16 protein-coding genes are annotated in these 12,279 nt (G+C 53.2%); 15 read left to right on the top strand and 1 reads right to left on the bottom strand.

Annotation, left to right across the window (positions count from 1 at the left end; genetic code table 11):
• Positions 1 to 86: 86 nt before the first annotated feature.
• Positions 87 to 758 carry a deoxyribose-phosphate aldolase gene (gene deoC, locus ETC05_RS03945; protein ID WP_031408175.1) on the top strand — a complete coding sequence of 224 codons (672 nt, stop codon included), beginning with the start codon at positions 87 to 89 and terminating at the stop codon, positions 756 to 758.
• On the opposite strand, the gene ETC05_RS03940 is transcribed toward deoC, so the two are convergent.
• The gene (locus ETC05_RS03940) at positions 755 to 1,690 is read right to left on the bottom strand and encodes a Na/Pi symporter (RefSeq protein WP_031408177.1); all 936 of its coding nucleotides are present in this window, start codon (positions 1,688 to 1,690) and stop codon (positions 755 to 757) included. The genes deoC and ETC05_RS03940 overlap by 4 nt on opposite strands.
• A gap of 183 nt (positions 1,691 to 1,873) precedes the next feature.
• On the opposite strand from ETC05_RS03940, the gene rpsU reads away from it, so the two are divergent.
• The 14 genes from rpsU to ETC05_RS03870 all read left to right on the top strand — a co-directional run bounded on the left by rpsU (position 1,874) and on the right by ETC05_RS03870 (position 12,052).
• The gene (gene rpsU, locus ETC05_RS03935) at positions 1,874 to 2,047 is read left to right on the top strand and encodes a 30S ribosomal protein S21 (RefSeq protein WP_008879912.1); all 174 of its coding nucleotides are present in this window, start codon (positions 1,874 to 1,876) and stop codon (positions 2,045 to 2,047) included.
• A gap of 29 nt (positions 2,048 to 2,076) precedes the next feature.
• Complete coding sequence (locus tag ETC05_RS03930; protein WP_031408180.1) at positions 2,077 to 2,523, top strand: GatB/YqeY domain-containing protein; 447 nt, start codon at positions 2,077 to 2,079, stop codon at positions 2,521 to 2,523.
• Positions 2,524 to 2,624: 101 nt separating this feature from the next.
• Positions 2,625 to 2,909, top strand: a complete 285-nt coding sequence (yqfC, locus tag ETC05_RS03925) for a sporulation protein YqfC (protein ID WP_031408182.1) — start codon at positions 2,625 to 2,627, stop codon at positions 2,907 to 2,909.
• A 15-nt stretch (positions 2,910 to 2,924) separates the two neighbouring features.
• A complete protein-coding gene (yqfD, locus tag ETC05_RS03920; protein ID WP_031408184.1) occupies positions 2,925 to 4,112 on the top strand; it encodes a sporulation protein YqfD in 1,188 nt (395 codons plus the stop codon).
• 2 nt (positions 4,113 to 4,114) lie between these two features.
• Positions 4,115 to 5,077 carry a PhoH family protein gene (locus tag ETC05_RS03915; protein WP_031408186.1) on the top strand — a complete coding sequence of 321 codons (963 nt, stop codon included), beginning with the start codon at positions 4,115 to 4,117 and terminating at the stop codon, positions 5,075 to 5,077.
• 53 nt (positions 5,078 to 5,130) lie between these two features.
• On the top strand, positions 5,131 to 7,233 hold the full coding sequence (locus ETC05_RS03910; RefSeq protein ID WP_031408188.1) for an HD family phosphohydrolase: 2,103 nt from the start codon (positions 5,131 to 5,133) through the stop codon (positions 7,231 to 7,233).
• Complete coding sequence (gene ybeY, locus ETC05_RS03905) at positions 7,230 to 7,700, top strand: rRNA maturation RNase YbeY (RefSeq protein ID WP_031408190.1); 471 nt, start codon at positions 7,230 to 7,232, stop codon at positions 7,698 to 7,700. The genes ETC05_RS03910 and ybeY overlap by 4 nt, the downstream gene beginning before the upstream one ends.
• Positions 7,700 to 8,053: a diacylglycerol kinase family protein gene (locus ETC05_RS03900; RefSeq protein ID WP_031408192.1), complete on the top strand. Its 354-nt coding sequence runs from the start codon at positions 7,700 to 7,702 to the stop codon at positions 8,051 to 8,053. Before ybeY ends, ETC05_RS03900 begins: the two co-directional genes overlap by 1 nt.
• A 120-nt stretch (positions 8,054 to 8,173) precedes the next feature.
• Complete coding sequence (locus ETC05_RS03895; RefSeq protein WP_031408194.1) at positions 8,174 to 8,572, top strand: cytidine deaminase; 399 nt, start codon at positions 8,174 to 8,176, stop codon at positions 8,570 to 8,572.
• Positions 8,565 to 9,473, top strand: coding sequence for a GTPase Era (gene era / locus ETC05_RS03890; RefSeq protein WP_031408196.1), 909 nt, complete (start codon positions 8,565 to 8,567; stop codon positions 9,471 to 9,473). Before ETC05_RS03895 ends, era begins: the two co-directional genes overlap by 8 nt.
• A gap of 101 nt (positions 9,474 to 9,574) precedes the next feature.
• Positions 9,575 to 9,718, top strand: coding sequence for a YqzL family protein (locus tag ETC05_RS03885; protein ID WP_011231967.1), 144 nt, complete (start codon positions 9,575 to 9,577; stop codon positions 9,716 to 9,718).
• Between the two features lie 31 nt (positions 9,719 to 9,749).
• The gene (recO, locus tag ETC05_RS03880; protein WP_031408198.1) at positions 9,750 to 10,538 is read left to right on the top strand and encodes a DNA repair protein RecO; all 789 of its coding nucleotides are present in this window, start codon (positions 9,750 to 9,752) and stop codon (positions 10,536 to 10,538) included.
• Between the two features lie 68 nt (positions 10,539 to 10,606).
• Positions 10,607 to 11,230, top strand: coding sequence for a transcriptional regulator CcpN (gene ccpN / locus ETC05_RS03875; RefSeq protein ID WP_272945229.1), 624 nt, complete (start codon positions 10,607 to 10,609; stop codon positions 11,228 to 11,230).
• A gap of 21 nt (positions 11,231 to 11,251) precedes the next feature.
• Complete coding sequence (locus tag ETC05_RS03870) at positions 11,252 to 12,052, top strand: pyruvate, water dikinase regulatory protein (protein WP_031408200.1); 801 nt, start codon at positions 11,252 to 11,254, stop codon at positions 12,050 to 12,052.
• The last annotated feature ends 227 nt before the right edge of the window (positions 12,053 to 12,279 follow it).

The following is a 12,279-nucleotide window of genomic DNA, read 5'->3' as shown; positions in this document are numbered from 1 at the left end:
GTGATGGCTAGTTTTTGCCTTGGCGTCATGGTATGATGATAGACGTCAGACCTTTTCGTGTAAATGGCAGAAAGGAGCAAATTCTCATGACGGTGAACATGGCCAAACTGATCGATCATACGCTGCTTAAGCCGGATGCAACGGAAGAACAGATCGTTCAATTATGCCAAGAAGCGAAGCAATACGGTTTCGCTTCCGTGTGCGTCAACCCGACATGGGTGAAGACGGCGGCGCGCGAGCTTTCCGGCACGGATGTCCGAGTCTGCACGGTCATCGGCTTTCCGCTTGGGGCAACAACGCCGGAAACAAAGGCGTTTGAAACGAACAACGCCATTGAAAACGGCGCTCGCGAAGTCGACATGGTGATCAACATTGGCGCGTTAAAAAGTGGGGACGATGATCTTGTCGAGCGCGATATCCGGGCAGTTGTCGAAGCATCGGCTGGCAGGGCGCTTGTCAAAGTGATTATTGAAACGGCGCTTTTGACCGATGAAGAAAAGGTGCGCGCTTGCCGGCTTGCGGTGAAAGCCGGCGCTGATTATGTGAAAACGTCAACCGGGTTTTCCGGCGGAGGCGCGACGGTCGAGGATGTTGCGCTGATGCGAAAAACGGTCGGCGATAGAGCAGGCGTCAAAGCGTCAGGCGGCGTCCGCGATCGGAAAACCGCTGAAGCGATGATCAATGCCGGCGCGACGCGCATTGGCACAAGCTCTGGAGTGGCGATCGTCACCGGCGGAACGGGCCGCGCTGACTACTAAACCCGGTTTCGGTCATGCAAAAACAGAATGGCCCTTTCGATGGCGCGGACAAATGGCAGGGCGGCCACTGAGCAAATGACGTTGAACAAAACGCTCACATGAGCGAGCTGCACATCAGGCGCTGGGCTGAGCCCGGCGGCGAGACGGGCGAGCGGCTCGGTCCAAAAGGCGAACAAGGCGGCGCCGGCGACGTTCAGCCATAGATGGGTGTAGGCGGTCAGCTGGGCCTCCTTGCTGGAGCCGATCGAAGCCAAAAGTCCGGTGATGCACGTACCGATGTTGGCGCCAAGCAACATCGCAATTGCCGCGGGCAGCGTCAACAGCTGTTCGTTTAAAAATCCCATGGCGATGCCGATTGTTGCCGCGCTCGAGTGAACGAGAGCAGTAAGGACAATGCCGACAAGAAGGCCGGCAGCGATGGATCGGTTTGTTTCTTTAAGCCATGCATCAACGAACGGGTGGGCGGCAAGCGGTTTAGCGAGGCTGCCAAAGCCGTCCATGGCAAACAGCACAGCGGCGAGACCGACGGCGGTCATGCCGATGCCGAGAACAAGGCGATGACGGCCGAAAAAAACAAGCAGCGCGCCGCTGACAAGAAGTGGGATGGCGCCATCACCGATATCGAGCGTCATCAGCTCGGTCGTGACCGTCGAGCCAATGTTGCTGCCTAAAATGATGCCGATCGATTGGCGGAACGATAAGTAGCCGGCGGCGACAAGGCCGACTGTCATCACCATCACCGCTGAGCTGCTTTGCAAGAGAGCGGTTGTCGCCAAACCGGCGACAAATCCTTGCAGCGGTGTGGCGGTAAAGCGCATGAGCCACTGTTTCAACCGATGGCCGGACAACGTGTAAAGTCCGGCTTTCATCATAAACATGCCAAGAAGGAACAAAGCGGTGTAAATGGCGAACAGCATGACAAATGATGCCATGGGCGCCCCCCTTTCATCTTAATATGTATGAGCCTTGTCCGCACGTAATGACCATTTTTTCAGCGTGGGGAAGAGGCGGCCGGCAGGATGCCGTTGCTTTTTTTATTGACCTTTTCTGTCAGCATGTATTATAATTGACAAGTACAATATGCAATGGTTGTTGTTCGGAGGGAGGGAAGCAGGATGTCCAAAACGATCGTTCGCAAAAATGAGTCGATCGACGACGCTCTTCGTCGCTTTAAGCGTGCCGTTTCGAAAACGGGCACTTTGCAAGAAGTGAGAAAGCGCGAATTTTATGAAAAGCCAAGCGTCAGACGGAAGAAAAAATCTGAGGCGGCTAGAAAGCGCAAGCACTAAGAGCATGCATTAAAGAGGGTGTATAATCGGTGAGTCTTCTCGATCGTTTGAATGACGATATGAAGCAAGCGATGAAAAACAAGGAGAAAGAAAAACTGTCTGTTCTCCGGATGCTGAAAGCGGCGCTGCAAAACGAAGCGATCAAGCTCGGCAAAAGCCCGCTCTCGGAAGACGAAGAGCTGACGGTTCTTTCTCGCGAACTGAAACAGCGTAAAGACTCCCTCCACGAATTTGAAAACGCTGGCCGTTCAGATCTTGTCGAGAAAGTGAAAACCGAAATTGAAATCGTTCAATCGTATATGCCAAAGCCGCTGACGGAGGACGAGCTGCGCGAATTGATCGAGCAGACGATCAAGGAAGTCGGCGCCTCTTCGAAAGCGGATATGGGAAAAGTGATGGGCGCAATCATGCCGAAAGTGAAAGGAAGGGCGGATGGTTCGCTCGTCAACCGACTGGTCCAACAACAGCTGTCATAAATGCAATGGGCCTTGCCGGCAGGCGGGCCCGTTGTTTTTGAAAAGCGGTGCTAGAACCCCCTTTTGTCTCATACATATGAGATGAAAGGGGGTTCTTTTTGATGGTGAAAAAATGGCGCCAGCAGATGAAGCGGTGGATGGCGGAAAAGCTTGAACTTCCCGCCGACATTATGATGGATCTGCCCCGCATTACGATGGTTGGACACATACATATTTACATTGAAAACCACCGCGGGCTGCTTGCGTTCAGCGATAAAGAGCTCCGCCTTTTGCTGCGGAACGGACAGCTCGTTGTCCGCGGCGAACAGTTTGTCATTAAAACGATTTTACCGGAAGAAATTTTGTTGGAAGGGAAAATCAACCAAGTCGTTTATATAGATGAATAGCGAGGAGGAACGGGGATGAAAAACGAATGGGTCGACACGCTCGCCGGCAGCGTGCGGGTCAAAGCGAGAGGGAAAGGGATCGAACGGTTGATCAACGCCTGCGTCCGCCAAGGGATTGCCGTCTGGAACGTGAAAAAGCATAGCGCGGATACCGCGACGTTTTTCATTAAGCTCAGCGACGTGAAACGGCTGCGCCATGTCGCCCGGCAAAGCGAATGCAAACTTTCGTTTGTCGGGAGAACCGGGCTGCCGTTTTTTTGGCGGCGGGCCTGGCGGAACAGCGGGTTTTGGCTCGGCTTGCTTCTTTTTATAGCGATTGTGTTTTTGCTTTCGAACATCGTTTGGAAGATCGAAATCGACGGGGCGGCTCCGGAGACGGAGCATCAAATCGCCCGCGAGTTGAAGCGAATGGGGGTCGAGCGCGGCGCATTTCAGTTTCTGCTTGATGCCCCGGAGACAATGCAAAAAAAGCTGACGGAACGCGTTCCGGACATCACGTGGGTCGGCGTTGAGTGGGAAGGGACATCGCTTCGCTTCCGCGTCGTTGAAAAAGAGATTCCGGAGCCGAAAAAACCGATTCCGCCACGTCATCTCGTGGCCAAAAAAGAGGCGGTCATCGCTGATTTGTTCGTTGAAGAAGGACAACCGCTCGTTTCCGTCAACGACTATGTGCAAAAAGGCCAACTGCTTGTTTCTGGCATCATCGGCGCGGAAGGGAGGACGAAGTTTGTGCCGGCGTCAGGGAAAGTGTTTGGCGAAACATGGTACAAGTCTACGGTCGTCCTGCCGCTCGAGACGACGTTTCATGTGTTGACCGGCAAGTTCACTGAACGGCATTATATCGGAATCGGGCGCTTTTTGATTCCTGTTTGGGGATGGAAGAAGCCGGTGTTTGCCCATACCATCGTTGAGACAGAAAAACGGCCATTTCGTTTTTGGAAATGGGACTTGCCGCTCTATTACGAACGAATCACGATCCGCGAGGCGGAAGAAGTGAAGCGGCGCTACACGTGGGAAGAAGCGTTCGCGGAAGCAAAAGAGATCGCCCGCCGCGAACTGCGGGCGAAATTGCCGGAGGAGGCCGCCATTCGCGGCGAAAAAGTTTTGCATCAGGCGAAAGAGAATGGTAAAGTAAGGGTAGAATTGCATTACGAAGTCATCGAAAATATTGCTGTACCACAACCCATCGTCCAAGGAGATTGAGAATGTCAGAGCAGTTTGTTACGATCAGCCAACATGTGCGAAACCCGCAGGAAGCGGCGGCGCTCTTTGGCGTCCATGACATCCATTTAAAGCGGATCGAGAAAGAGCTCGGCGTGTCGATTGTGACGCGCGGGGAAACAGTCAACGTCTCTGGCACGCCGCAGCAAGTTCAGCTCGTTGATGAATTGCTTCGCCATTTATTGATCGTCATTCGCAAAGGGGCGGCGGTCAGCGAGCGCGACGTTCTTTACGCCATTCAGCTTGCGAAAAAAGGAGCGCTTGACGGTCTTGTTCAGCTGTATGACGAAGAAATTACAAAAAATGCCAAAGGGAAGCCGATCCGCGTCAAAACGTTGGGCCAGCGCTATTATGTTGCGGCAATTGAACAGTACGACTTGACATTCGGCATCGGTCCAGCCGGCACCGGAAAAACATACTTGGCGGTCGTCATGGCAGTCAAGGCGTTAAAAAGCGGCAGCGTCAAGCGCATCATTTTGACTCGTCCGGCTGTCGAGGCCGGAGAAAGCCTCGGCTTTTTGCCAGGCGACTTAAAAGAGAAGGTTGACCCGTATTTGCGCCCGCTGTATGATGCCTTAAACGATGTGTTGGGAGCGGAGTATACGCAGAGGTTGATTGAGCGCGGCACGATTGAGATCGCTCCGCTCGCCTACATGCGCGGCCGGACGCTGGACGATGCGTTCGTCATCCTTGACGAGGCGCAAAATACGACGCCAGCGCAAATGAAAATGTTTTTGACCCGGCTCGGCTTCGGCTCGAAAATGGTCATTACCGGCGATATTTCCCAAGTCGACTTGCCGAAGGGCGTCGAATCGGGGCTTTCGGTCGCCAAGCGCATTTTGTCTTCCATTGGCGGCATTGCTTTTGTGTTTTTGGAACAGACGGATGTTGTTCGCCATCCGCTCGTCGCGAAAATTATTGACGCCTATGATGAGGCGGGCTTATAGATAGAACGAGAGCGACGGGATCGGCCTTTTCTTGCAAAGCGAGGGGAAAACCGGTGGGAAGGTTTCGTTTTTTTCTTGAGCGGACAAAAACAGTCCGCTTTGTCCGCTTTTGGCTGTTTTTGTTTTTGGCCGTTCTGTTGTTTGCCGTTTTATATTGGCAAGTGAAGCCGCGCCAGTATGAGCTGCGCCTGTTTGATATCGCTAAGGAAACGATTCGTTCGCCGGTGACGGTCGAGGACAAAGAGGCGACCGCCAAGTTGAAAGAAGAGGCGGCGGCGAAAGTAGCGGATGTCTATACGTTAAAAAAAGAATATGCCGAAAACCGGGTCGCCCTTCTTTCCTCGCTGTTTGCCGCGATTGAAAGCGTGCAGCACGAGGCGGAGCCGGATCGCCCGCTCGCCGATATGATGACCAAACTTGAGGAACGGCTGCCGCCGGAATGGCTTGCCTATTTGTCTGCCGCTGAATGGCAACGGTTGCTTGCCGCCTCGCCGGAGGAACTCAAAACGGCGAAGGAAGCCGCCTTAACGGCGGTGCATTCCGTCATGAGCGAGCGCATTTCCCAAGCCGAACTTGACACGGCGCGGGCGGAAGCGGCCAAAGAGCTTGAATACGCTGCGCTGTCGCCGCTGCTTCGCGAGGCGGTCGCCAAGCTTTGCCGACAGGCGGTTATTCCGAACGTCGTCTACGATCGGGCGGCGACGGAAGAAAAACGGCGGCAGGCGATGGATGAAGTGAAGCCGGTGAAAATTTTGCAAGGGCAAGTGATCGTCGAGGAAGGACAGTTTATTACGAATGATGTTTACCGCCGGCTCGAGCTGGTCGGCTTGCTTGGGAGCGGGCGTCCGTCTTGGACCGCCGCTGGGCTTGGGGTGTTCGTTTTGTTGCTGCTTGCTCCGCTCATGTACTATTTTCGGACGGAAACAACGAATGAAAAACTGTCGCTTTATACAGCCATTTTTACGTTGATGATGACGACAATGGCGCTCATTCGCCTTGTGCCATCCAGCGGCGCTGTTTCCATCGGTTGTCTTGTGCCGGCGGCGTTTGGGCCGATGCTCGTCCGCATTTTGCTCGGAGAGCGGCTCGCGATGATGACGGCCATCATCGGAGCAGTATGCGGCAGTTTGTTGTTCAATGAGGAAATGGGAACAGCCGGCGCGGTGTCGGTGTCGTTGATTGTTTACTTTCTTGCCGGCGGCTTGGCCGGTGCGTTTTGTCTGCCGAAGGAGCTGGCGAAAGCGAACATTTGGCGAGCCGGCGTGTTGGTCGCCGCGGTCAATATCGTTTCGCTTTTTTCGTTGTTGCTGTTAAAAAGCGGCCGCTATTCGCCGGCGGAAATCGGTTTGTTGGTGCTGATGGCGGCGGCCTCAGGGGTTTTTTCTGCCATTTTGACGATCGGTCTCTTGCCGGTGTTGGAGGCAGCGTTCGGCATTTTGTCGCCGCTTCGGCTCATTGAACTGTCCAATCCGAACCATCCGCTCTTGCGCAAGTTGCTCACTGAAGCGCCGGGGACGTACCATCATAGCATTATGGTCGCCAATTTGGCCGAAGCGGCGTGCGAGGCGATCGGCGCCGACGGCTTGCTGGCGCGCGTCGCCTGCTACTACCATGACATCGGCAAGACGAAGCGGCCGCGCTATTTCATCGAAAACCAAATAGGCGGCAATCCACATGACCATTTGTCGCCGCAGTTGAGCAAAAATATTATTATCGCCCATGTCGCCGACGGCGTCGCTTTGCTCCGCAAGCACCGGCTGCCGAAGGAGATTATTGACATCGCCGAACAGCACCACGGCACGACGTTGCTCAAGTATTTTTATCATAAGGCGCGCGAGCAAACCGAGTTTGTCTCGGAAGCGGAGTTTCGTTATCCTGGGCCGAAGCCGCAGACGAAAGAAGCGGCGGTCATCAACATCGCCGACAGCGTCGAAGCGGCTGTTCGCTCGCTATCCAACCCGTCGCAGGAAAAAATCGAGAAGATCGTCCGATCGGTCATCGCTGATCGTTTGCAGGACAACCAGCTGAACGAATGCGACATTACGCTGAAGGAGTTGGAACTCGTCGCCCGTTCGCTTTGCGAGACTTTAAACGGCGTCTTCCATTCGCGCATCGAATACCCAGAAGTACGAAAGGAAAAGGTGAAGCATGCATGACCATTCACATTGATGTTCTAGATGAAACAAACGAGGTGACCGCTGAGCAAATCGAGATGATCGAGCGGCTGCTCAGCGAGGCGGCGGCCCTTGAAAACGTGCCGGACGGGGCGGAGGTGAGCGTCACATTTGTGGACAACGAACGCATCCGCGCGATGAATCGCGACTATCGTGGCAAAGATGCGCCGACCGATGTGCTTTCGTTTGCTCTTGAGGAGGAAGGAGAAGAAGAGGTTCACATCGTCGGCGCTGATATGCCGCTGGTGCTCGGCGATATCGTCATTTCGATTCCGAAGGCGAAAGAGCAGGCGGCAGCCTATGGCCATTCGTTTATGCGCGAGCTCGGGTTTTTGGCTGTGCACGGTTTTTTGCATCTGCTTGGTTACGATCATGAGACAGAAGAGCAAGAGCGCGTCATGTTCGCCAAGCAGGAAGACATCTTAGCGAGGTTCGGGTTGACAAGATAATGCGCGGCAAACGAGAGCGAGACCGGTTTGCTTGGGCGTGGGCGGGAATGAAGGCGGCGGTGAAAGAGGAAGTTCATTTGCGCTTTCATTTGGCGTCCGCTGTTGTCGCCTTTGCCGCCGGGTGGGTCGTTGGGCTGTCGCGCTGGGAGTGGATCGTGCTGTTCATGGTGGTCGGCACGGTTATTGCGCTTGAGCTCGTCAACACGGCTATTGAGCGCGCCGTCGATTTGGCAACGGGTGAGTTTCATCCATTGGCGAAGGCGGCGAAAGACATCGCGGCCGCGGCGGTGCTCGCGGCGGCCGGATTGGCGGTTGTGATCGGCATTTTGTTGTTTTGGCCGCATCTTCGCTAAACGAAAGAGAGAAAATTCTAATTTTTCTGTTACATTTTGATTTCAAATGATGAAATGAATGGCGTTTTTTTGTAAAATAAAAGAAAGCAGCGTTTGCTTGCAGGAAAGGAAGAGTCACTCGTGGAGATTGAACAACTCATTGCCGAAGCGAAAAAAGCGCGCGAACTCGCCTATGTGCCGTACTCGAAGTTTCCAGTCGGCGCCGCGCTGTTGACGAAAGGCGGCAGCGTGTACCGCGGCTGCAACATTGAAAACGCCGCCTACAGCGTGTGCAATTGTGCGGAGCGGACCGCGTTGTTTAAGGCATATTCGGAAGGGGAAAGGGAATTTGCCGCTTTGGCGGTCATTGCCGACACCCCCCGTCCAGTGCCGCCCTGCGGCGCATGCCGCCAAGTGATCGCCGAACTTTGCCCCGGCGATATGAAAGTCATTTTAGCCAGCCTCAGAGGCGATGTGAAAGTCATGACAGTCAGTGAATTGTTGCCAGAAGCTTTTTCAGCGGAGGATTTGCATGCGTAAAGAAGGATACAAATCAGGATTCGTTGCCATTATCGGAAGACCAAACGTAGGAAAGTCGACGTTTTTAAACCGTGTCATCGGGCAAAAAATCGCGATTATGAGCGATAAACCGCAAACGACGCGCAATAAGATTCAAGGCGTGTACACGGACGATGACGCGCAAATCATCTTTATTGACACCCCGGGGGTGCATAAACCGAAGCATAAGCTCGGCGACTTTATGATGAAAGTGGCGCTCAATGCGCTTCGCGAAGTCGATTTGATTTTGTTTATGGTCAATGCCGAGGAAGGGTTTGGGCGCGGCGAGGCGTTCATCATCGAACGTCTGAAAGAAGTGGATACCCCGGTGTTTTTAGTCATCAATAAGATCGACCGCGTCCATCCGGATGAATTGTTGCCGCTCATTGACCGATACAAAGATTTGTACCCGTTTGCTGAAATCGTGCCGATTTCGGCGCTGGAAGGGAACAATGTCGACCGCCTGCTGGAGCAAATTAAAGAACGGTTGCCGGAAGGGCCGCAATATTATCCGCCGGACCAGATCACTGACCATCCGGAGCAGTTTATCATCGCCGAGCTCATTCGCGAGAAAGCGCTTCACTTAACGCGCGAGGAAGTTCCGCACTCGATTGCTGTCGTCGTCGAACGCATCGAGCGGCGAGAAGGATCGGGAACGGTGTACATTAGTGCGGTGATCGTTGTGGAGCGCGATTCGCAAAAAGGAATCATCATCGGCAAGCAAGGCCGGATGTTGAAGGAAATCGGACAGCGGGCGCGCGCTGACATCGAAGCGCTGCTTGGGTCAAGAGTGTTTTTGGAACTGTGGGTGAAAGTGCAAAAAGACTGGCGCAACCGTCTGGCGCAGCTGCGTGATTTTGGATTCCGTGAAGACGAGTATTGACGGTTAGAAAATTTTACGCGACATAAACCGTTTTTGCCTGAGCCAACCTATAGGTAAACCACCAATACGCAATGCCTGCAGGCGGAAAGAGGTGTCATTCCATGCTTGAGTTTACGTGGAAGTTGTTTAGCCAAACAGGCAATATCGACACGTACCTCCTATTTAAAGAGTTGGAACGAGAGCAACAGTTTGGCGGTGAAGAGCAAAACGCTGAACAGAAGGAAATCGACCAACCGATCTCGTAGCATCGTTGTTGGTAGAAGCGGTGGTGATGGGATGTTCGAAACGTGTGAAGCGATCGTCATGCGAACGGTCGATTATGGTGAAACAAATAAAATTGTCACATTGTTTACCCGAGAATGGGGAAAGGTGGCTGCGATGGCAAGGGGAGCGAAAAAGCCAAGCAGCCGCCTTTCTGCTGTTACGCAGCCGCTCTCATACGGCCATTATGTCATCCGCCGCAGCCGCGGTGTCGGTGTTCTTCACCAGGGAGAGCTCATTGACTCGATGCGGGCGCTGCGCGAAGATTTGTTTGCCGCCGCCTATGCGGCGTATATTGTGGAGCTCACCGACAAAAGCATGGAAGAGCAAAAGCGCAATCCATACTTGTTTGAGCTTCTTTTGCAGACACTACAATATATGAGCGAAGGCCGCGATTTAGAGATTTTGACGTTCATTTACGAAATGAAAATGCTTGCGGTTCTTGGCATCCCCCCTGTGCTTGACCGTTGTGCCCGTTGCGGGGCGACGGAGGGGCGCTTCGCGTTTTCCGTCAAGGAGGCGGGCTTCCTTTGCCATCGCTGCGAGACGTCCGATCCCCATCGGTTCCCGCTCTCTCCGGCTTCCGCCCGGCTGTTGCGTCTCTTTTTTCATATCGATCTTGCTCGGCTTGGATCCATATCGGTGAAAGAAAGGACAAAGATGGAGCTGGGCGCCGTATTGTCCGCCTATTATGATGAATATGCCGGCCTGTCGCTGAAGACGAAGCGTTTTTTGCAACAAATCGGTGAACTGAAAGACAAGCTCAGCCCTGACGGAGGGCAAGGAGCATCATTTTCATTGTGAATGGGGCGTGTAGTATAATATAAAAGTGATAGCGTGTGGGACCTTTTTTGGCAAGGTGGTGAACGACGATCGAACTAAATAAGCGCCAAGAGCAGATTTTGCAAATTGTGAAAGACTACGGACCGATCACTGGGGAAAGCATCGCTGAGAAACTGAACTTGACGAGGGCGACGCTGCGGCCGGACTTGGCCATCTTGACCATGGCCGGCTACTTGGAAGCGCGGCCGCGCGTCGGCTATTTCTATACGGGAAAAACCGGCAAGCAGTTGTTCGCCGATAAAATGAAAAAGATGAAAGTCGAGGATTACCAATCGATTCCGGTCGTCGTCAATGAAAATGTGAGCGTCTATGATGCGATCGTCACGATGTTTCTAGAGGACGTCGGCACGCTGTTTGTTGTCGATGACGAGTCGTTGCTTGCCGGTGTGCTGTCGCGCAAAGATTTGTTGCGCGCAAGCCTTGGCAAGCAGGAACTGACGGCGATTCCGGTCAATATTATTATGACGCGGATGCCGAACATCGCCGTTTGCTACAAGGACGACCCGCTCATTGACGTAGCTGAACAGCTGATTGAAAAACAGATCGATGCCATGCCGGTCGTGCGCAAAACGGAGAAAGGATATGAAGTGATTGGCCGTATTACGAAAACGAATATAACGAAAGCCTTCGTGTCGCTAGCCAAAGAGGACTAATCCAAACAAAGGAGGAGAAGAATGAACCAGCGTCTTGTTTACGTCGTATCCGACTCCGGCGGGGAAACGGCCGAGCTTGTCGTCAAAGCGGCGGCCAGCCAGTTTCACGCCTCGCCGATTCAAGTGAAACGCGTTCCATATGTGGAAGATAAAACGACGTTGGCTGAAGTCGTCGCCTTAGCGAAAATGAACCGCGCCATTATCGCGTTTACGCTCGTCGTTCCGGAGATGCGGGAATTTTTGCTCGCCGAAGCGGCACGCGAAGGGGTCGTCGCCTACGATATCATCGGTCCGCTCATTGAAAAGATGAGCCATTTGTTCCAGCTGACGCCAAGATATGAGCCGGGTCAAGTGCGCGTACTTGACGAAGATTACTTCAAAAAGATTGAAGCGATTGAATTTGCCGTCAAGTACGATGACGGGCGCGACCCGCGCGGCATTTTGCGCGCCGATATCGTGCTCATCGGCGTATCGCGTACATCGAAAACACCGCTGTCGCAATATTTGGCGCATAAGCGGCTGAAGGTGGCGAATGTGCCGATCGTTCCAGAGGTCGAGCCGCCGGAGCAGCTGTTTCGAGTGGGTCCAGGAAAATGCTTCGGCTTGAAAATCAGTCCGGATCAACTGCTTTCGATCCGCCGCGAGCGGCTAAAATCGCTGGGCCTGAACGACCAGGCGATTTACGCCAATATGGATCGAATCAAAGAGGAGCTCGCCTATTTCGACGAAGTGGTGAAAAAAATCGGTTGCGACGTCATCGATGTGACGAACAAGGCGGTCGAGGAGACGGCGAGCATCATTATGAAAAAGTTGAAGCGCTAGCTTCGCCTCATCCGCACGATTTCTCGCTTGGAATCGTGCGTTTTCTTATGGCATATTGCCGCCACTTATATTATAATAAAAAATTGCGAGAAAAATGACCTATATAGGTTTAGAGCGGTCATGCGACGAGTAAACTATTTATAGCCGCTTGTCAAGAAGAACGAAAAAAAGATTTTCGACAAAGTTGTCAATCATTCGGCAAAAAAGCAGGATTTTTTTGCGATGGT

Origin of the sequence: Geobacillus sp. BMUD (assembly GCF_013096845.1) — a bacterium.
Classification (GTDB): Bacteria; Bacillota; Bacilli; order Bacillales; family Anoxybacillaceae; genus Geobacillus; species Geobacillus vulcani.
The sequence above is the reverse complement of the archived record's forward strand: the minus strand, read 5'-3'. Positions and strand labels throughout refer to the sequence as shown.

Excerpts from the sequence above, each read along its gene's own strand:
- yqfC (WP_031408182.1), top strand. The coding sequence starts at position 2,625 with ATGGTGAAAAAATGGCGCCAGCAGATGAAGCGGTGGATGGCGGAAAAG.
- recO (WP_031408198.1), top strand. The coding sequence starts at position 9,750 with ATGTTCGAAACGTGTGAAGCGATCGTCATGCGAACGGTCGATTATGGT.
- ETC05_RS03885 (WP_011231967.1), top strand. The coding sequence starts at position 9,575 with ATGCTTGAGTTTACGTGGAAGTTGTTTAGCCAAACAGGCAATATCGAC.
- ybeY (WP_031408190.1), top strand. The coding sequence starts at position 7,230 with ATGACCATTCACATTGATGTTCTAGATGAAACAAACGAGGTGACCGCT.
- era (WP_031408196.1), top strand. The coding sequence starts at position 8,565 with ATGCGTAAAGAAGGATACAAATCAGGATTCGTTGCCATTATCGGAAGA.
- ETC05_RS03870 (WP_031408200.1), top strand. The coding sequence starts at position 11,252 with ATGAACCAGCGTCTTGTTTACGTCGTATCCGACTCCGGCGGGGAAACG.
- ETC05_RS03915 (WP_031408186.1), top strand. The coding sequence starts at position 4,115 with ATGTCAGAGCAGTTTGTTACGATCAGCCAACATGTGCGAAACCCGCAG.
- ETC05_RS03940 (WP_031408177.1), bottom strand. The coding sequence starts at position 1,690 with ATGGCATCATTTGTCATGCTGTTCGCCATTTACACCGCTTTGTTCCTT.
- ETC05_RS03900 (WP_031408192.1), top strand. The coding sequence starts at position 7,700 with ATGCGCGGCAAACGAGAGCGAGACCGGTTTGCTTGGGCGTGGGCGGGA.
- deoC (WP_031408175.1), top strand. The coding sequence starts at position 87 with ATGACGGTGAACATGGCCAAACTGATCGATCATACGCTGCTTAAGCCG.
- yqfD (WP_031408184.1), top strand. The coding sequence starts at position 2,925 with ATGAAAAACGAATGGGTCGACACGCTCGCCGGCAGCGTGCGGGTCAAA.
- rpsU (WP_008879912.1), top strand. The coding sequence starts at position 1,874 with ATGTCCAAAACGATCGTTCGCAAAAATGAGTCGATCGACGACGCTCTT.